Annotated in this window: 14 protein-coding genes and 1 riboswitch; of the genes, 7 read left to right on the forward strand and 7 right to left on the reverse strand. The window is 70.5% G+C overall.

The window, feature by feature from the left end; genetic code table 11:
- Nucleotides 1–9 precede the first annotated feature (9 nt).
- The 5 genes from ACIBCT_RS18305 to disA all read left to right on the forward strand — a co-directional run bounded on the left by ACIBCT_RS18305 (nucleotide 10) and on the right by disA (nucleotide 4,275).
- A complete protein-coding gene (locus tag ACIBCT_RS18305; RefSeq protein WP_399189891.1) occupies nucleotides 10–708 on the forward strand; it encodes a class I SAM-dependent methyltransferase in 699 nt (232 codons plus the stop codon).
- Nucleotides 709–864: 156 nt separating this feature from the next.
- Nucleotides 865–1,245, forward strand: coding sequence for a MerR family transcriptional regulator (locus ACIBCT_RS18310; protein WP_399189893.1), 381 nt, complete (start codon nucleotides 865–867; stop codon nucleotides 1,243–1,245).
- Nucleotides 1,242–1,556, forward strand: coding sequence for a thioredoxin (gene trxA, locus ACIBCT_RS18315; RefSeq protein WP_344893001.1), 315 nt, complete (start codon nucleotides 1,242–1,244; stop codon nucleotides 1,554–1,556). The genes ACIBCT_RS18310 and trxA overlap by 4 nt, the downstream gene beginning before the upstream one ends.
- A gap of 108 nt (nucleotides 1,557–1,664) precedes the next feature.
- The gene (radA, locus tag ACIBCT_RS18320; protein ID WP_399189895.1) at nucleotides 1,665–3,068 is read left to right on the forward strand and encodes a DNA repair protein RadA; all 1,404 of its coding nucleotides are present in this window, start codon (nucleotides 1,665–1,667) and stop codon (nucleotides 3,066–3,068) included.
- Between the two features lie 121 nt (nucleotides 3,069–3,189).
- The gene (gene disA / locus ACIBCT_RS18325) at nucleotides 3,190–4,275 is read left to right on the forward strand and encodes a DNA integrity scanning diadenylate cyclase DisA (protein WP_399189898.1); all 1,086 of its coding nucleotides are present in this window, start codon (nucleotides 3,190–3,192) and stop codon (nucleotides 4,273–4,275) included.
- Between the two features lie 155 nt (nucleotides 4,276–4,430).
- Here the strand turns inward: disA and ACIBCT_RS18330 are convergent, their stop codons facing one another.
- Complete coding sequence (locus ACIBCT_RS18330) at nucleotides 4,431–5,120, reverse strand: hypothetical protein (protein WP_399189900.1); 690 nt, start codon at nucleotides 5,118–5,120, stop codon at nucleotides 4,431–4,433.
- Between the two features lie 154 nt (nucleotides 5,121–5,274).
- On the opposite strand from ACIBCT_RS18330, the gene ACIBCT_RS18335 reads away from it, so the two are divergent.
- Entirely contained in the window at nucleotides 5,275–6,150 is an 876-nt protein-coding gene (locus ACIBCT_RS18335) for an A/G-specific adenine glycosylase (RefSeq protein WP_399189902.1), read from the forward strand.
- Nucleotides 6,151–6,355: 205 nt separating this feature from the next.
- Here ACIBCT_RS18335 and ACIBCT_RS18340 read toward each other — a convergent pair whose 3' ends face one another.
- The 5 genes from ACIBCT_RS18340 to ACIBCT_RS18360 form a co-directional block, all read right to left on the reverse strand.
- Complete coding sequence (locus ACIBCT_RS18340; protein ID WP_399189904.1) at nucleotides 6,356–7,306, reverse strand: TIM barrel protein; 951 nt, start codon at nucleotides 7,304–7,306, stop codon at nucleotides 6,356–6,358.
- A gap of 362 nt (nucleotides 7,307–7,668) precedes the next feature.
- Complete coding sequence (locus ACIBCT_RS18345) at nucleotides 7,669–10,176, reverse strand: ATP-dependent Clp protease ATP-binding subunit (protein WP_362799434.1); 2,508 nt, start codon at nucleotides 10,174–10,176, stop codon at nucleotides 7,669–7,671.
- Nucleotides 10,177–10,454: 278 nt separating this feature from the next.
- Nucleotides 10,455–10,787, reverse strand: coding sequence for an Lsr2 family protein (locus ACIBCT_RS18350; RefSeq protein ID WP_399189907.1), 333 nt, complete (start codon nucleotides 10,785–10,787; stop codon nucleotides 10,455–10,457).
- A gap of 1,890 nt (nucleotides 10,788–12,677) precedes the next feature.
- Nucleotides 12,678–13,799 carry an RDD family protein gene (locus ACIBCT_RS18355; protein ID WP_399189909.1) on the reverse strand — a complete coding sequence of 374 codons (1,122 nt, stop codon included), beginning with the start codon at nucleotides 13,797–13,799 and terminating at the stop codon, nucleotides 12,678–12,680.
- Nucleotides 13,800–14,015: 216 nt separating this feature from the next.
- On the reverse strand, nucleotides 14,016–14,678 hold the full coding sequence (locus tag ACIBCT_RS18360; protein ID WP_399189911.1) for an amino-acid N-acetyltransferase: 663 nt from the start codon (nucleotides 14,676–14,678) through the stop codon (nucleotides 14,016–14,018).
- A gap of 336 nt (nucleotides 14,679–15,014) precedes the next feature.
- Nucleotides 15,015–15,163: riboswitch (cyclic di-AMP (ydaO/yuaA leader) on the forward strand.
- Nucleotides 15,164–15,168: 5 nt separating this feature from the next.
- Here ACIBCT_RS18360 and ACIBCT_RS18365 point away from each other — a divergent pair.
- Nucleotides 15,169–16,218: an NlpC/P60 family protein gene (locus ACIBCT_RS18365; protein ID WP_399189913.1), complete on the forward strand. Its 1,050-nt coding sequence runs from the start codon at nucleotides 15,169–15,171 to the stop codon at nucleotides 16,216–16,218.
- 100 nt (nucleotides 16,219–16,318) lie between these two features.
- Here ACIBCT_RS18365 and ACIBCT_RS18370 read toward each other — a convergent pair whose 3' ends face one another.
- The gene (locus ACIBCT_RS18370) at nucleotides 16,319–16,519 is read right to left on the reverse strand and encodes a LuxR C-terminal-related transcriptional regulator (protein WP_344892971.1); all 201 of its coding nucleotides are present in this window, start codon (nucleotides 16,517–16,519) and stop codon (nucleotides 16,319–16,321) included.
- Between the last annotated feature and the right edge of the window lie 88 nt (nucleotides 16,520–16,607).

A 16,607-nucleotide genomic window follows, 5' to 3' on the forward strand; every position in this document is an offset into this window, starting at 1 on the left:
GGTGAGGGCATGCCGAGGTACGCCAAGGGCGCCATCCCCAGCCCCAACATCTGGAACACGCCCCGGACCTACGAGCTGGAGAACCGGGCGGTGGACCCCGAGGGCCGTGCCGAGGCCGCGATGGCGGCCATCCGGCCCTGGCGCGGGGCGACGGTCCTGGACATCGGCTGCGGCACCGGCTACCACCTGCCCTCCCTGGCCGCCACCGCCGCCCGGGTCGTCGGCGTCGAACCGCACGAGGACCTGGTAGGTCTGGCCGGCCGCCGGTGCCGCTCGCTGCCGAACGTGGAGGTCCGCGTGGGCACCGCCCAGGCGCTCCCGCTGCCGGACGCGAGCGTGGACGTGGCCGTCGCCCGCTGGGCCTACTTCTTCGGACCCGGCTGCGAGCCCGGCCTGGCCGAGCTCTCCCGGGTGCTGCGGCGCGGCGGCGCGGCCTTCGTCATCGACGTCGACGCCGGTCGCGGCGCCTTCGGCCGCTGGTTCTCGCGGTCGATCCCCTCCTACTCGGCCAGGTCCGTCGAGGAGTTCTGGAGCCGCCAGGGCTGGCAGGCCGCCGAGCTGGACCTGAACATGCGCTTCGAGCGCCGCGCCGACCTGGAGGCGGTGCTCCGCATCGAGTTCACCCCCGCGGTCGCCGAGCAGGCCATCGCGGAGACCGACGGCCTGGAGATCGCCTACCCCAACGTGCTGCGCTGGAAGCTGTTCTGAGCCGTTCCCCGCGGATCCCGTCGCCCTCCTGAGGCGATCCGGGAACCTCCCCGCGGGGCGTGCGGGAACCGTCCGGGAACCGTCCGGGAACAACGCGTGGCGGCTTGACCTTGACGCTGGTGTCACGGTTTATCGTCGTCCCATCGGGAGGGACGGATGCGGATCGGCGAGCTGGCACGGCGCGCGGGGGTCAGTCCCCGGGCGCTGCGGTACTACGAGCAGCAGGGCCTGATCTCGGCCCGCCGCTCGGCCAACGGCTACCGCGAGTACGGGGAGGCGGACCTGCGGCTCGTCTCGGAGATCCGGTCGCTGCTCGCGGTCGGCTTCACCCTGGACGACGCCCGCCCGTTCGTGGCCTGCCTGCGGGCCGGGCACGACTCCGGGGGGTCGTGCCCGGAGTCGGTGGCCGTCTACCGGCGCAAGCTCGCCGAGATCGACGACGAGATCCGCACGCTGCTCGCCCGCAGGGCCGAGGTGGCGGCACAGTTCACCACGGCCTGCCCGGGCTGCGTACTGAGGAAAGCAGGAGAAACATGATCACATTGACCGCCGAGAACTTCGACGAGCAGGTGCTGCGGAGCGACAAGCCCGTCCTGGTCGACTTCTGGGCCGAGTGGTGCGGGCCGTGCAAGATGATCGCCCCGGTCCTCACCGAGATCGAGGCCGAGTACGGCGACCGCCTCACGATCGCCAAGCTCAACGCCGACGACTACCCCGAGATCTCCGCCAGGTACGGCGTCCTCGGGCTGCCCACGCTCAACCTCTACAAGGACGGCGAGGTCGTGCAGCAGATCAAGGGCGCCAAGCCCAAGCGCCTGCTGCTGGCCGACCTGGAGGGCCACATCTGACACGCCCGCGAACCGGGCCCCGGCGGGCCCGGCGCGCGGCGGCTCTCCCCCGGCACGGCCCGGCCGTGCCGGGTGAAAGTTGTCGGTGCGGACGGGTAACGTGCGGCCATGGTGAAAAAGGCTGGCGGCTACCGCTGTGCCGAATGCGGGTGGCAGACGGCCAAATGGGTGGGGCGCTGCGGCGAGTGCCAGGCCTGGGGCACGGTCGAGGAGGAGACGGCCCGCGCGGGAGTGCGGGTGGCCTCCGCCGGGGCGGTGTCGGCCCCGGCCGTGCCGATCGGCCAGGTCAAGGCCGAGGTGGCGCACGCGCGTCCCACCGGCGTGCCCGAGCTCGACCGGGTCCTGGGCGGCGGCCTGGTCCCCGGGGCGGTGGTGCTGCTGGCCGGGGAGCCCGGCATCGGCAAGTCCACCCTGCTGCTGGAGGCCGCGGCCAAGATCGCCCGCCAGCAGACGGTCCTCTACATCACCGGTGAGGAGTCGGCCGCCCAGGTGCGGATCAGGGCCGACCGGATCGGCGCGATCCAGGACCGCCTCTACCTGGCGGCCGAGACCGACCTGAGCGCGCTGGTCTCGCACGTCGAGAAGGTCCAGCCCGACCTGCTCATCGTCGACTCCGTGCAGACGATCGGCTCCATGCAGGCGACCGGCGTGCCCGGCGGGGTGACCCAGGTCAGGGAGGTCGCGGGAAACCTGGTGCGGCTGGCCAAGGAGCGCGGCATGTCCACCGTGCTGGTCGGCCACGTCACCAAGGAGGGCTCGATCGCCGGCCCCCGCACCCTGGAGCACCTCGTCGACGTCGTGCTCCACTTCGAGGGCGACCGGCACTCCCGGCTCCGCCTGGTCCGCGCGATCAAGAACCGGTACGGCCCGGTGGACGAGGTCGGCTGCTTCGACCTGCACGAGAGCGGCATCGAGGGCATCACCGACGCCAGCGGCCTGTTCGTCTCGCACCGCACCGACCCGGTGCCGGGCACCTGCGTCACCGTCACCCTGGAGGGCACCAGGCCGCTGCCCGCCGAGGTCCAGGCGCTGGTCGCCAGGACCGAGGCCCAGCAGCCGCGCCGCTCCTCCTCCGGGCTCGACACCTACCGGGTGACGATGGTGCTCGCCGTGCTGGAGCGGCGGCTCAACGCCAAACTGGGCGGGTGCGACGTCTTCACCGCGACCGTCGGGGGGATCAAGCTCAGCGACCCCGCGGTCGACCTGTCGGTGATGCTCGCGGTGGCCAGCGCGGCCGGTGACAAGGCGCTGCCCTCGGGGCTGGTGGTGCTCGGCGAGGTGGGCCTGGCCGGGGAGCTCCGCCCGGTCCGCGACGTGCGGCGCCGCCTGTCGGAGGCCGCACGGCTGGGCTTCACCCGCGCCCTGGTCCCCTCGGGCTCCCTGGAGGGGGGCAAGCGGCGGGGCGGCGACAACTCGCTGGTCCCGGTGGCCGGGCGCGGCTCGGCCTTCGCCCCCGGCTTCGACGTCGTCGAGGCGGAGAACGTCTGGGACGCCCTCACCCACGTCACCTGACCCCGCAGATCCCGTGATCGACCGGCCCGCAGGCCCTGCGGTGCACCGGCATCCGGCGATTCCGGGCCCTGCGGGGCCTTCGCCGGTAAGCTGGGTGGTATAGGCAGACCACGGGGGTCAGGTGGCAGCAACCTACAAAGGGCTCGACGAGCGCCGCAGGAGCATCCTGGCCGCGGTCGCCCCGGGCACCGCTCTACGCGACGGCCTGGAGCGCATTCTCCGCGGGCACACCGGCGGCCTGATCGTCCTGGGCTACGACCGGACGGTCGAGGAGATCTGCAGCGGCGGGTTCGAGCTGGACGTCGAGTTCTCCGCGACGCGACTGCGCGAGCTGGCCAAGATGGACGGCGCCATCGTCCTCAACGCCGGTGACCTGCGGATCGTGCGCGCGGCCGTGCACCTGATGCCCGATCCCTCCATCCCGACCGACGAGTCCGGGACCCGGCACCGCACCGCCCAGCGGGTGGCCCTACAGACCTCCCTGCCGGTCATCTCCCTCAGCAAGTCCATGCGGATCATCGCCCTGTACCTGGAGGGCATCCGCTACGTGGTGGAGGAGTCGGCGGTCATCCTGTCCAAGTCCAACCAGGCCCTGGCCACCCTGGAGCGCTACAAGCTCCGCCTGGACGAGGTCTCCGGCACGCTGTCCGCGCTGGAGATCGAGGACCTGGTCACGGTGCGTGACATCGCGGTGGTCGCCCAGCGGCTGGAGATGGTCCGGCGCATCTCCGAGGAGATCGCCGGTTACGTGGTCGAGCTCGGCACCGACGGCCGGTTGCTCTCCCTGCAGCTGGACGAGCTCGTGGCCGGCACGGAGAGCGACCGCGAGCTGATCGTCCGGGACTACCTGCCCGCGGCCGGTCGCAGGCCGCGCAAGTTCGCCGAGGCGCTGCAGGAGCTCGACCGGCTCTCCTCCACCGACCTGCTCGACCTCTCGATCGTCGCCCAGGTCCTCGGCCACTCGGGCAACGACGCGCTGGAGCAGCCGGTGAGCCCCCGGGGGTACCGGCTGCTGGCCAAGGTCCCCCGGCTGCCGAGCACCGTGGTCGACCGCCTCGTCGACCAGTTCGCCAGCCTGCAGAAGCTGCTGGCCGCCAGCATCGGCGAGCTCCAGGAGGTCGGCGGGGTCGGCGAGGCCAGGGCCCGCCACATCCGCGAGGGCCTCTCCCGGCTGGCCGAGTCGTCCATCCTGGAACGCTACGTCTGAGGACGCCCGGACGGGACCGCGCCGGACGCGGGGTCATACGCGTCACGCGGGTCACACGGGTCACGTCGGGCATGAGGTCACATCGAGCCACGCCGGGTGCGGGTCACGCCGGGCATGAAGGTCACGCCGGGCGCGAGGCCGAGCCGGACGCGGGGTCAGCGCAGGTGGAAGACGGCCTTGCGGCTCCGCAGGCCGGGGGCGTGGGCCACGGCCACGTAGGTGCCGGGGCGGGCCGCGACCCGGTCGGACGCGCAGTCGTTCCCGGAGCGGCGGCGGTCCCACACCAGCTCCCGCACGTAGGGGACGCCGCGTTCCAGCCGGTCGACGTGGTCGGTCTCGCCGCTGATGCAGTCGGAGGACGACCACACCCGGTCGGGGCCGGAGGTGATGCGGACCTCCAGGGAGCGCGGTCCCACCTCGGCGGTGCACATGACCTTGCCGACGTTGACCAGCGTCAGGATGAACCGGGGACGGATGCCCGCCGGGTAGACCGTCCCCTGGCCCTCCATGCTCAGCACGAGCTGCCCGGGGGTGCAGGCCTGTCCCGGCCGCCTGTGCCGGACGGCCGTCCCGGCCGCTCCGGTCGCCCTGGAGGTCCCCGGGGACGGTGTGCGGCTCCAGGACGCCGAGGGGGTGACCTCGGAGGGCGGCAGGACGCCCGGCACCGCGTCCGGCGTCTCCTGCGCGGTGGTCCCGCCGCGCTTGCGGACGTCGTCCGGGCCTCCCGTGGCCGAGCACGCCCACGCCACCACGGCGACCACCATGAGCACGGCGATCAACGCGGTCATCCGGCGCCGCCAGTAGACATCGGCTCCGAGGTCGTCACGGAACGTGTCGGGATCCATGCTCACAGTATGGTCGGCCCGCACGGCCCCGAGGAGGCGACCCGCCGCTTCCCCGGGGCTTCGGCGCCGTTCCGGCCGCGGTCGGGCGGGCGAAAGGCGGACGAAGGAGAAGGAGCCGGATCGGGGACACCGCAGGCGGCACTATCGTCGAAAGGTGCCCGAGTCGAACCGTCTGCTCGAACCCGTCCTCGACTGGTACGCCGGCAACGCCCGCGACCTTCCCTGGCGGACGCCCGGCGCCTCACCGTGGTCGATCCTGGTCAGCGAGATCATGCTTCAGCAGACCCCGGTCGTGCGGGTGCTGCCGGTGTGGACCGAGTGGATGGAGCGCTGGCCCACCCCGGCCGACCTCGCCCGGGAGACACCCGGTGAGGCCGTACGCCACTGGGGCCGGCTCGGTTACCCGCGCCGGGCGCTGAACCTGCACGCGTGCGCCCGCGCGATCACCGGCCGGCACGGCGGCGAGGTCCCCTGCGACCACGACACCCTGCTGACGCTTCCCGGTGTCGGCGAGTACACCGCCGCCGCGGTCGCCAGCTTCGCCTTCCGGGGCCGGCACCCGGTCCTCGACACCAACGTGCGGCGGGTCCTGGCGCGGGCCGTCGGTGGCGAGGAGTACCCGCCGAAGGCCACCACGCCGGCCGAACGCAGGCTCGCCGCCTCGTTGCTCCCCGACGCCGACCGGGCCCCGGTCTGGGCGGTCGCCGTGATGGAGCTGGGCGCCCTGGTCTGCACGGCCCGCGCGGCCCGCTGCGCCGACTGCCCGATCAGCGACCTGTGCGCGTGGCGGCTGGCGGGCAAGCCCGCCTACGACGGTCCCGCGCGCAGGGGCCAGACGTACGCGGGCACGGACCGCCAGTGCCGCGGCCGTCTCCTGGCGGTGCTGCGCCAGGCCCACGGCGCCGTCCCCAAGGAAGCCCTCGACGTCGTCTGGCAGGACGTCCCGCAGCGCGAGCGCGCCCTCGACGGCCTGGTGGCGGACGGCCTGGCCGAGGTGCTCGACGACGGCACCTACCGCCTGCCCGGCTGAGACGCCGCCGCTGAGACGACCGTCACTGAGACGCCGCCTCTGAGACGCCGTTGCTGAGACGACCGTCCGGGCCCTGGATCGCGCCTCCCGGCCGAACCGGCCGGTCCCGACCGCATCGAGCCCCCCTCCGGGAGTCGCGGAGGGCTCCCGGATCGTCCCCTGAGAGGCTCCCGGGCGGGCCGCGGAGGGTCTCCGGGACCGTTTCTCAGGCGGCCAGGCGCAGGCCCAGGGCGGTGAGGTTGCTCCGGGCCCAGTCGAGCTCCTCGGCGATCATGTTGACCAGCGCGCCGGGCCCCCGGGCCCGCAGCGGCACGGCCAGGTCGTGGGTCTCCACCTCGATGTGCGCGGTTCCGTTCACCGCGCCGGAGAGCATCGCGGTGAGGGTGTCCTCCAGGATCGGGCGGGTGCTGGGCAGCTCCTGGCAGGCGGCTGTCAGGTGGTTGTGCACGTGACCGAGTTTGACCACCGGGGCCCCGGCCGCCGCCAGGCCGCGCAGGGCGGCTCCGGGCTCCTCGGCGCCTCCCGACAGGTGGCAGGCGTCCAGGCAGACGCCCAGGTGCTCGGAGTCGATGCCACCGACCCGATCCAGGGCCTGCTCGGTGGTCTCCAGCACGCAGCCGGGCCACGGCTCGAAGCCCACCCTGACCGTCTTTCCAGTGACGCTGTAGAGCCCGCGCAGCTCCCGGGCCAGCCGCTCCAGGCGACGCGAGGCGATCGCGTGCAGGTCGGCCGGCCAGTCCCGGCGCCAGCCGATCGGGATGGTGGAGATGCTTCCGAAGCGGACGTCGTCCGGGAGCAGGAAGGCCAGGATCCTGGCCAGCGCCATCGTGTAGCGGTAACGCTCGGGCTTGGCCCAGTCGGGACCGGGCGACTCCTGGTTCCTGCCGCCGGTGCCGTTGAGGCTGACGACCTCCAGGCCGCGCTCCTCCAGGGAGCGGCGCAGGCGCACCAGCTCGATCCGGTCGGCGCTGAGATGGTCGGCGACGCTCGGGGAGAGCCACAGGCCCACGCCCATGCGCTCCACGCCCAGGCGCTTGCGCACCGGCACCGCGTACCTGGTCAGGTGCGCGATCAGGTTCTCCAGGTCCTCGGCGGGGTGGACACCCGCGTTGTAGGCCAGGTGAACGAGCGTCCCGTCCTCGTGCCGTAAACGCATGCGGTGCCTCCCAGGCGTACTTCTCGTGGGTCCCCGATCGCCCCGCGCCGCCCGTTCGCGGCGCCGGAGGCTCTCTCCAGCCGGGAGCTCGGCCCCGGCTCGTGCAGCATCCCGTGCGGGCAGCGACCTCCGCATCATTCCCGGAGCCGATACGTCGCTACGTCGCGAGGCTGACATCGTCGGCGATCCACGGTGGCCGGTGTGGTTCGAGGATCACGCGGTGAGGCCCCGCCGAGCTCACTCTACACAGTGTAGTACTACCTGTCGTGGCGTAGACACCCTCTTTGGTAACAAATAGACAGGCCCCGCCGTGAGTCTCCTCACGGCGGGGCCTGCCGGGTGGCCCCGGAGGGCCTTGCGTCCTAGTTCTGGATGGGCTCCGCGATGGCGGCGGCCGAGTCGGGGACCCGGTCGACCGGCGCGTTCTCACCGACGAAGGTGAACTTCGCGTTCTCGCCCTCGCCCTCGACCGCGATCTTCACGATCTGGCCGGGACGGAGTTCGCCGTACAGAATCTTCTCGGACAGGGTGTCCTCCAGCTCGCGCTGGATCGTGCGCCGGAGCGGGCGGGCGCCCATCACCGGGTCGTAGCCACGGTCGGCCAGCAGCTGCTTGGCCTCCTGGGTGAGCTCCATCCCCATGTCGCGGTCCTTCAGACGCAGGCCCACCTGGGCCAGCATCAGGTCCACGATGCGGATGATCTCCTTCGGGGTCAGCTGGTGGAAGACCACGATGTCGTCGACACGGTTGAGGAACTCGGGCCGGAAGTGCTGCTTGAGCTCCTCCTGGACCTTGGACTTCATCCGGTCGTAGTTGGACTCGGCGTCGTTGTTCTTGGCGAAGCCGACCCCCTGGCCCTTGGAGATGTCCCTGGTGCCGAGGTTCGTGGTCATGATGATGACGGTGTTCTTGAAGTCGACCACCCGGCCCTGGGCGTCGGTCAGGCGACCGTCCTCCAGGATCTGCAGCAGCGAGTTGAAGATGTCGGGGTGGGCCTTCTCGATCTCGTCGAACAGGACGACCGAGAACGGCTTGCGCCGCACCTTCTCCGTCAGCTGACCGCCCTCCTCGTATCCGACATAGCCCGGAGGCGAGCCGAACAGACGGGAGACGGTGTGCTTCTCCATGAACTCCGACATGTCCAGCATGATCAGCGCGTCCTCGTCCCCGAACAGGAACTCGGCCAGCGCCTTGGACAGCTCGGTCTTACCGACACCGGACGGGCCGGCGAAGATGAACGAACCACCCGGGCGGCGCGGGTCCTTCAGACCGGCGCGGGTACGGCGGATCGAGCGGGACAGACCCTTGATGGCGTCGTCCTGGCCGATGATCCGCTTGTGCAGCTCGTCCTCCATGCGGAGCAGCCGCTGGGACTCCTCCTCGGTGAGCTTGAAGACCGGGATGCCGGTGGCGGTGGCGAGGACCTCGGCGATGAGCTCCTCGGTGACCTCGGCCACGACGTCCATGTCGCCGGCCTTCCACTCCTTCTCCCGGCGCTCGCGCTTGAGCTGGAGCTGCTTCTCCTGGTCACGCAGGGCCGCGGCCTTCTCGAAGTCCTGCGCGTCGATCGCGGACTCCTTGTCGCGCCGGACGCCCGCGATCTTCTCGTCGTACTCGCGCAGGTCCGGCGGAGCGGTCATGCGGCGGATGCGCATGCGCGAACCGGCCTCGTCGATGAGGTCGATCGCCTTGTCCGGCAGGAACCGGTCGCTGATGTAGCGGTCGGCCAGCTGCGCGGCGGCCACCAGGGCGCCGTCCGTGATGGAGACGCGGTGGTGGGCCTCGTAACGGTCGCGCAGCCCCTTGAGGATCTCGATCGTGTGGCTGAGGCTGGGCTCGGCCACCTGGATCGGCTGGAAACGACGCTCCAGCGCCGCGTCCTTCTCCAGGTGCTTGCGGTACTCGTCGAGGGTGGTGGCCCCGATGGTCTGCAGCTCACCCCGGGCCAGCATCGGCTTCAGGATGCTGGCGGCGTCGATCGCGCCCTCGGCGGCGCCCGCCCCGACGAGCGTGTGCAGCTCGTCGATGAACAGGATGATGTCGCCTCGGGTGCGGATCTCCTTGAGGACCTTCTTCAGGCGCTCCTCGAAGTCACCGCGGTAACGCGAACCCGCCACCAGGGCGCCCAGGTCCAGCGTGTAGAGCTGCTTGTCCTTGAGCGTCTCGGGCACCTCGCCCTTGACGATCTTCTGGGACAGGCCCTCGACGACGGCGGTCTTGCCGACGCCGGGCTCGCCCACCAGGACCGGGTTGTTCTTGGTCCTGCGGGACAGGACCTGCATGACCCGCTCGATCTCCTTCTCCCGGCCGATGACCGGGTCGAGCTTGCCCTCACGGGCGGCCTGGGTCAGGTTACGGCCGAACTGGTCCAGCACGAGGGAGGTCGACGGGGCGGCCTCGGTCGGGCCTCCCGCGGCGGCCGGCTCCTTGCCCTGGTAGCCGTGGAGCAGCTGGATGACCTGCTGCCGGACCCGGTTGAGGTCGGCACCCAGCTTCACCAGCACCTGGGCGGCGACGCCCTCGCCCTCACGGATGAGGCCGAGCAGGATGTGCTCGGTGCCGATGTAGTTGTGTCCCAGTTGCAGGGCCTCGCGGAGCGACAGCTCAAGGACCTTCTTGGCACGCGGGGTGAACGGAATGTGCCCCGACGGCGCAGACTGACCCTGGCCGATGATCTCCTCGACCTGCTGACGCACACCTTCAAGACTGATGCCGAGGCTCTCCAGAGCCTTGGCGGCAACGCCTTCACCTTCATGGATCAAGCCAAGAAGAATGTGCTCCGTACCGATGTAGTTGTGGTTGAGCATCCGGGCCTCTTCTTGGGCCAGGACGACAACCCGCCGTGCGCGGTCGGTGAACCTCTCGAACATCTCGTCGCTCCTCACAGAGCGGTCAGGCAGGTCCGGGATATCCGGGCCCTGTCATCCCGCATGGTAGCCCCGACCCGGCGACCGCTCTATGCAGAAGACGTTCCCCGAGAGCAGGGCGTTCACCCTCATCCAACTACTTACGGGGGGCGGGATGTTCCCGCTACGCCGCAAGCGAACGACGTTTGTCGGCTCCCCGAACGCATCATGCGGTCATGGCCGCCACCGGACCCCACCGTGACCGCCATAACCGCATGATTCACTCGACCGGCCGTGCCGGTCTAGTGAGCCCGCTCGTAGTCTTCGACGATCTTGGACGCGATCCGGCCGCGCTCGCTGACATTCATGCCGCGGGACTTGGCCCACGCCCGGATGTCGGCGCTCTTCTCGCGGGTGAGTGCCCGCGCCCCGCCCGCACGGCGGCGGCGGGCCGGCAGCGCGCCGGAACGACGGGCGCTCTGCACGAAAGGAGACAGGGAGTCCCTGAGCTTCTTGGCGTTAACGTCGCTCAGGTCAATCTCATAGCTGGTGCCGTCAATCGCGAAGGTGACGGTCTCGTCGGCCTCACCCCCATCGAGGTCGTCGATGAGAATCTCCTGGATCTGCTTGGCCATCTACACAATCCTTTCGCGGAGTATTGTTTCATTCGCAAGCCAAACATATACCCGCGACCCAAGAGCGGCAATTCCAGAAGCCTGGCGATTCTCACAGGGAACCGGGGCCCCCGGTGCGGCTCCGTGGTGGATCAGCTGTTCTGCGTCTCGGCCGGATCGGCCTGTTTTGCCTGGCGCCGACCGGCGGCTTCACTCCGAACCAACTTGACGACTCCGAAGATGAAGGCCCCGCCGACGACCGCCGGGGGTATCAACGCGGACAATACTGCGTACATTCGTCCTCGCTCCGCACCGTGGATGGGCTTTCTGGACCGGGAAAAGTGGCGGCGACCCCGGGCACGGGTGCGTGCCCGATCGGTCCGGAACCGCTCACGGATGACCATAGCGCCACCGACCGGCGACATGCGTCTCAGGGGCGCCACGCCCGTCGGTCTCCAGCCTAATGCTTCTCTCCAGCCGCCTTACCGGTTGCACCCGTAAAGCCGTCAAGAAAAACAGCCGGGGAGATCAAGTGATCATCGTCGTCTCTGGAATACCCGGCCGCGCGGGCGTTCCGGCCGTCACACCACCCCCTCCCTCACGGGGAAGTCCCTGCTCAGAAGGCATCCCGGCAGGAACGGCGCCCCGCCGGTATCCCGGGATCCGCAACGGACGGGTTCATCACGGGAATGCCCGCCGCCGGCGGAACACCCGGGCGGAGAGCCTCCCGCCTCATGGCCCGGCCGGAGCCGATGCGACGCGAGCGCTTGTAACAAGACGGATCTTCAGTGCTTTCTTGCCTGGAGTATGACTCACTCCGACCGGCCGCACATAGTCGTAGACCGTATAACCACCAAAGGCGAGCCCCCCTCGCGCAACCCCGGCAAGACCGCGCCCCCCCGTTCCGGATCCCTAAGAAGGCCTTCATCGGTCGCCCCGAACACACCGTGAAGACGAACGGGAGAAAGCCGTGAGCACCGCGCAGGACACTCCTGGCGGGCGGAAGCGGCCATTCGGTGAGTGGTGGGCTAACTCCCGACGGCGGACGATCCGGCCATTGAGGGGCCATAGCGGTACGAGGACATCGGTGGCGCCGAGGGCGGATATTTTCCTGGACCGGGCCAAGGGACGGTCATAAGTCGCCCCGCGCCCGGGAGTAAATGGGTTCGCGTGTCCACGGCGTCCCGCCCGGCCCGGCCGTTAGGCTCCTCGGGGTTCTCGTTTTCCGGCCCCGACGAAGCCGAGTGCGTCAAGACGCGCCTGTGAAGGCGAGTGCATCAAGGCGTGTGCGTGAAATCCCGCGCGTGTGGACGCGTGAGAACGGGCGTGGGAAGGCCGCGCGTCAGGGTCCGTGGACGACGCCGTGGGGACCGGACGACGCCATGGGGACGAGGAGGTCCGCGGGAAGGTCCACGCGCCTGAAGGCCCGGGGGGCGGAAGGCTCGGGGCAGGAGGCCCGGGGGCGGGGTCGCGGCGAGGGCTCATGGAGGACGCCGCGCGTGCTGGAGGCCGGGTGCGAAGCCGTACGCGAGAGGGCGGCGGGAGGCGCGTGTGCGGGAGCCGGGGGCGGGGGCCGGGGGGCCGGTGCGAGGCCGGCGTCCCGAGGGCCGTGCCTTGAGGGGCGGACCTTGAGGGGCGGGCCTTGAGGGGCGGGCTCGAAAGGCCGCCTCCGAGGGCAGCTTTCGAAGGGCCGGACCGGAAGGGCCGCTTTCGGAGGACCGGGCCGGAAGGGGCTCGCGTCAGGAACCTCGCGTCAGGGATCACGGGGTCGGGGTCGGGATCGGGATCGGGATCGGGATCACGTCGTGTCGCGTCGCGTCGACGACCCTGGTGTCGCGGGACGCGCGCGAAGGCCCTCGCACGAAGAACGGGACCGGCGGTCGAACCACCGGTCCCGTCTCTTCGGGGGAACTACTTGATCTTCACGACGACCGTGTCGGCCACCTTGTCGTGCAGAGCCTGGTGCAGGGGCTGGTCCCAGAGCAGCCACAGGACGTTCAGGAGGGAGAAGATGCGCACGATCCAGTTCAGGAACGGCACCCAGGACAGGAACTGCGGGCCGAAGAACACGCCGGCCCGCTTGAGCGCGACGGCGTTGCTGAGCCCGCCCGGCGGCACGACGTTGCCCACGGGCACGATCTTGATGCCCATGACCATCTTGCCGACGGTCTGCCCGCTCCTGGTCGTCATGAAGAACTCGTAGGCGAAGTACAGCGCCGCTGCGAGCAGGGACGTGAGCAGGGTGGCGAGGAAGAAGCCGCCTCCCGCGTCCAGGGTCCCGGTCGTGCTGTCGAAGCTGGGGGACGTGACGATGACGGCGGCCAGCACGGCGCTGATGATGAACGTCGGGATCCCCAGGATGATCCCGTCGATGAGCCGTGCCACCAGACGCTGCCACCACTCGGCGAGCGGCGCCGGAGCGCCGGGAACGCCGCCGTAGGGCTGTCCGTAGCCCTGCTGGCCGTACGCCGGCTGACCGTAGCCCTGCTGACCGTAGTCCGGCTGCTGGCCGTACCCGCCCTGCTGGCCGTAGCCCTGCTGACCGTAGTCGGGCTGCTGGCCGTACCCGGGCTGGGACGACTGCTGCCCGTAGCCCTGCTGGCCGTAGCCGGGCTGCTGGCCGTAGTCCGGCTGCTGTCCGTAGCCACCGGTCGCGCCCTGCTGGCCGTAACCCGGCTGGCCGTAGCCGCCCGTGCCACCCGTGCCGCCCTGCTGGCCGTAGCCGGGCTGCTGGCCGTAGTCCGGCTGCTGCCCGTACCCGCCGGTGCCGCCCTGCTGGCCGTAGCCGGGCTGGCCGTAGCCGCCCGTGCCGCCGGTGCCGCCCTGCTGGCCGTAGCCCGGCTGCTCGTGGGAGGACTGGCCGTAGCCGGGCTGCTGCCCGTACCCGCCGGTCGAGCCCTGCTGGCCGTACCCCTGCTGCTGGCCGTAGCCCTGCTGGCCGTAACCGGGCTGCTGCCCGTAGCCCTGCTGGCCGTAGCCCTGGGCCTGTCCAGGACCGATGTTCGGCTGTGAGGCCTCCGACCGATATCCCACGACCGTTATGTCGGGGTCGAGTTCACCAGCGGCTCGACCCGCGTTGTGCTGTCCGTATTCAGGCTGCCCCGACGGTGTGCGATCGCGGTCGGGATCATCCTGTGGATACGGCGGCTGTCCGGTGCTCACCGCGTCACCTCACTTAGACTGCGCATGTGGCAGATGTCAGACTCACATGCTTGCTGCAGCACAAGGTATCGACATAGGCAACAACAGTCACCTTTCCGTTGTGTCAGCTCTAAAGTCACTCACGTCGGGCTCACGTGTCAGATGCAGCAGCATCCGCGTATTGCCCAGGGTGTTGGGCTTGACGTGCTCCAGATCCAGGAACTCCGCGACGCCCTCGTCGTAGGAGGCGAGAAGTTCGGCGTACACCTCCGGGGCGACGGGGGTGCCCTGGATCTCCAGGAACCCGTGCCGGGCGAAGAAGTCCACCTCGAAGGTCAGGCAGAAGACGCGGCGCAGGCCGAGTTCGACGGCGGTGCGCAGCAGCGCGGAGACGATGCGGTGACCGATCCCCGCCCCCCGGCGGGCGGGGTCGACGGCGACGGTGCGGATCTCGGCCAGGTCCTCCCACAGGACGTGCAGCGCCCCGCAGCCGACCACCTCCCCGTGCTCGTCGGTGGCGACCCAGAACTCCTGGACGTCCTCGTACAGGGTGACGGTGGCCTTCTCCAGCAGGCGCGGTCCCGCGCCGCCGTAGGTGTCGACCAGGCGCCGGATGGCGCGGACGTCCGGGGTGCGGGCACGCCGGACGGTGACGCCGGCCGCCCCCGGCGGCCCCTCCCGCTCCGTGCCGGTCCGGGATTCACCACCGCTTCCTGCCTCGGCGGGGGCGCGCACGACCGGCGCCGGAGACTGTTCCGCAACCTGCTCCATGACCGATCAGCGTACGTCCTCGCCGTCCCCCCATTACGGCTCACCCCTAACTCGCGCACCACCCCCCCTCTCGTGACCCTTGGTAGTCCCATTACCACGCTGGGCATCGGGAGTCGAAGTGTGTCGCATTTCATCTTCGGTACGGTCCCGGAGCTGGGCGGACCCCCTCGGGCCCGATGAACCCCTGGGCAAAGGGCCCGTAAAGGCCTCAGTGATCATTTTGAGATGTGATCCGTCCGTGACATTTCAGTTGCGAAACCTCTACTGAATTCGAAGTTCTGGTTGAGCAGGAACCAAGGGTGGACTAATCTCCGTCCTCGATGTCAGAGATGTGAAAAGCCTGACCCGCCGAATCTCCCGCAGGGAGAACCGGGGACCCACCCGAGTCCCCCGGGGTGAATCCGAGTGCCACCGGCGCACCCGGTAGGGCTGCCCTCCGGCCCGAACCCGTCAGCTAACCCGGTAGGCGGCCGAGGAGAGGAGTCCATTGGTGAAGCGCACGCGCGACCGCGGAGGAGACCAGGCGGGTGGCGACGCCCACCGTCCACGACGCGCGCCGCGAGGGCTCCGCCACCGCATGGTGGTGATCGGCCTGGCGTTCGCCACCCTCACCCTGGGCACCCCGCTGGTCGCGGCCTCCGCCGACCCCGAGCCCAGCCTCAAGCAACTGGCCGCGCAGGCCGAGAAGCTGCACAACGAGATCGAGACGCTCGCCGAGCAGTACAACGGCGAGCGGGTCAAGCTCAAGCAGGCGCAGCGTGCCGCGGAGAGCGCCAAGAAGACCCTGGCCACCAGCGAGTCCGAGCTGGCGGCGCGGCGGACCAAGGCCGCCCTGCTGGCACAGAGCAGCTACATGTCGGGCGGCCTGAACGCCGGGCTCACCCTCACCCAGACGTCCGACCCCGACAACTTCCTCGACCAGGCCACCACCAGCTACGCCCTGCAGCAGCAGCAGAGCGAGGAGGTCGCCCAGGTGGGCCGGGCGATCGAGGCCGCGGAGCGGGCGCAGGCCGGTGCCAAGGCCAGGACCTCCGAGGTCAAGAAGCTGCTGACGGAGATCGGCGCCAAGCGCGCCAAGATCGAGCGGCTGGTCGCGCGGGTGGAGAGCGACCTGTTCAAGGAGGTACGCGCCCAGGCCATCGGCAACCGTGGCGCCCGGGTGAAGGTCGACGCGCCCATCGTGGGCAGCGGCAAGGGGGCCGAGGCCGCCCGCTGGGCGCTGACCCAGCAGCTCAAGCCGTACGTCTGGGGCGCCGAGGGGCCCGACTCCTTCGACTGCTCCGGGCTGGTCATGTGGGCCTACCAGAAGGTCGGGATCAGCCTGCCGCACTACACCGGGGACCAGTGGACCGCGGGCACGCGCGTCTCCCGGAGCGAGCTGCGCCCGGGCGATCTCGTCTTCTTCTACAGCGACCTGCACCACGTCGGGATCTACATCGGCGCGGGCCTGATGGTCCACGCCCCCCGGACCGGTGACGTCATCCACATCACCACGATCGACAACCGGCCCTTCGTGGGAGGCGTGCGCATCGCCGGCTGACCGCCACCACCCGTTCGACGCGTCCCGCGCCCACCCGGCGCGGGATCGAGCCTCGGCCGAGGACGGACGGAGCGGGCGGCTGAATCCGGGCGGCGGCCGGCTAGATCAGGCGGCGGCGGGCCGCCCAGGCCACGGCCTCGATCGCCGTGGCGACGCCGATGCGGTCGCAGATGCCCCTGAGCCTGCGCCTGACGGTCCGGCCGCTGATGTCGAGCCTGCGGCCCACCCTGTCGACGGTGACGCCCTTGGCGAGCTCAGCCAGCAGCACGAGGTCGTCGGCGCTGAGACCGATATCGCCCATGCCCAGGGGGCTGTCGCCATGGCGCGAATCCACTTCCGGATATGCCATCAAGAGTCACTCCCCCCACTCTGGAAACCGGGCCTAAGGC

Source organism: Streptosporangium sp. NPDC050855 (genome assembly GCF_044456585.1).
GTDB classification, from domain to species: domain Bacteria; phylum Actinomycetota; class Actinomycetes; order Streptosporangiales; family Streptosporangiaceae; genus Streptosporangium; species Streptosporangium longisporum.

What these genes read in the sequence shown, in the direction of transcription:
- ACIBCT_RS18305 (WP_399189891.1), top strand. Translation starts at nt 10, where the DNA reads ATGCCGAGGTACGCCAAGGGCGCCATCCCCAGCCCCAACATCTGGAAC.
- ACIBCT_RS18310 (WP_399189893.1), top strand. Translation starts at nt 865, where the DNA reads ATGCGGATCGGCGAGCTGGCACGGCGCGCGGGGGTCAGTCCCCGGGCG.
- trxA (WP_344893001.1), top strand. Translation starts at nt 1,242, where the DNA reads ATGATCACATTGACCGCCGAGAACTTCGACGAGCAGGTGCTGCGGAGC.
- radA (WP_399189895.1), top strand. Translation starts at nt 1,665, where the DNA reads ATGGTGAAAAAGGCTGGCGGCTACCGCTGTGCCGAATGCGGGTGGCAG.
- ACIBCT_RS18330 (WP_399189900.1), bottom strand. Translation starts at nt 5,120, where the DNA reads ATGGATCCCGACACGTTCCGTGACGACCTCGGAGCCGATGTCTACTGG.
- ACIBCT_RS18340 (WP_399189904.1), bottom strand. Translation starts at nt 7,306, where the DNA reads ATGCGTTTACGGCACGAGGACGGGACGCTCGTTCACCTGGCCTACAAC.
- ACIBCT_RS18345 (WP_362799434.1), bottom strand. Translation starts at nt 10,176, where the DNA reads ATGTTCGAGAGGTTCACCGACCGCGCACGGCGGGTTGTCGTCCTGGCC.
- ACIBCT_RS18350 (WP_399189907.1), bottom strand. Translation starts at nt 10,787, where the DNA reads ATGGCCAAGCAGATCCAGGAGATTCTCATCGACGACCTCGATGGGGGT.
- ACIBCT_RS18360 (WP_399189911.1), bottom strand. Translation starts at nt 14,678, where the DNA reads ATGGAGCAGGTTGCGGAACAGTCTCCGGCGCCGGTCGTGCGCGCCCCC.
- ACIBCT_RS18370 (WP_344892971.1), bottom strand. Translation starts at nt 16,519, where the DNA reads ATGGGCGATATCGGTCTCAGCGCCGACGACCTCGTGCTGCTGGCTGAG.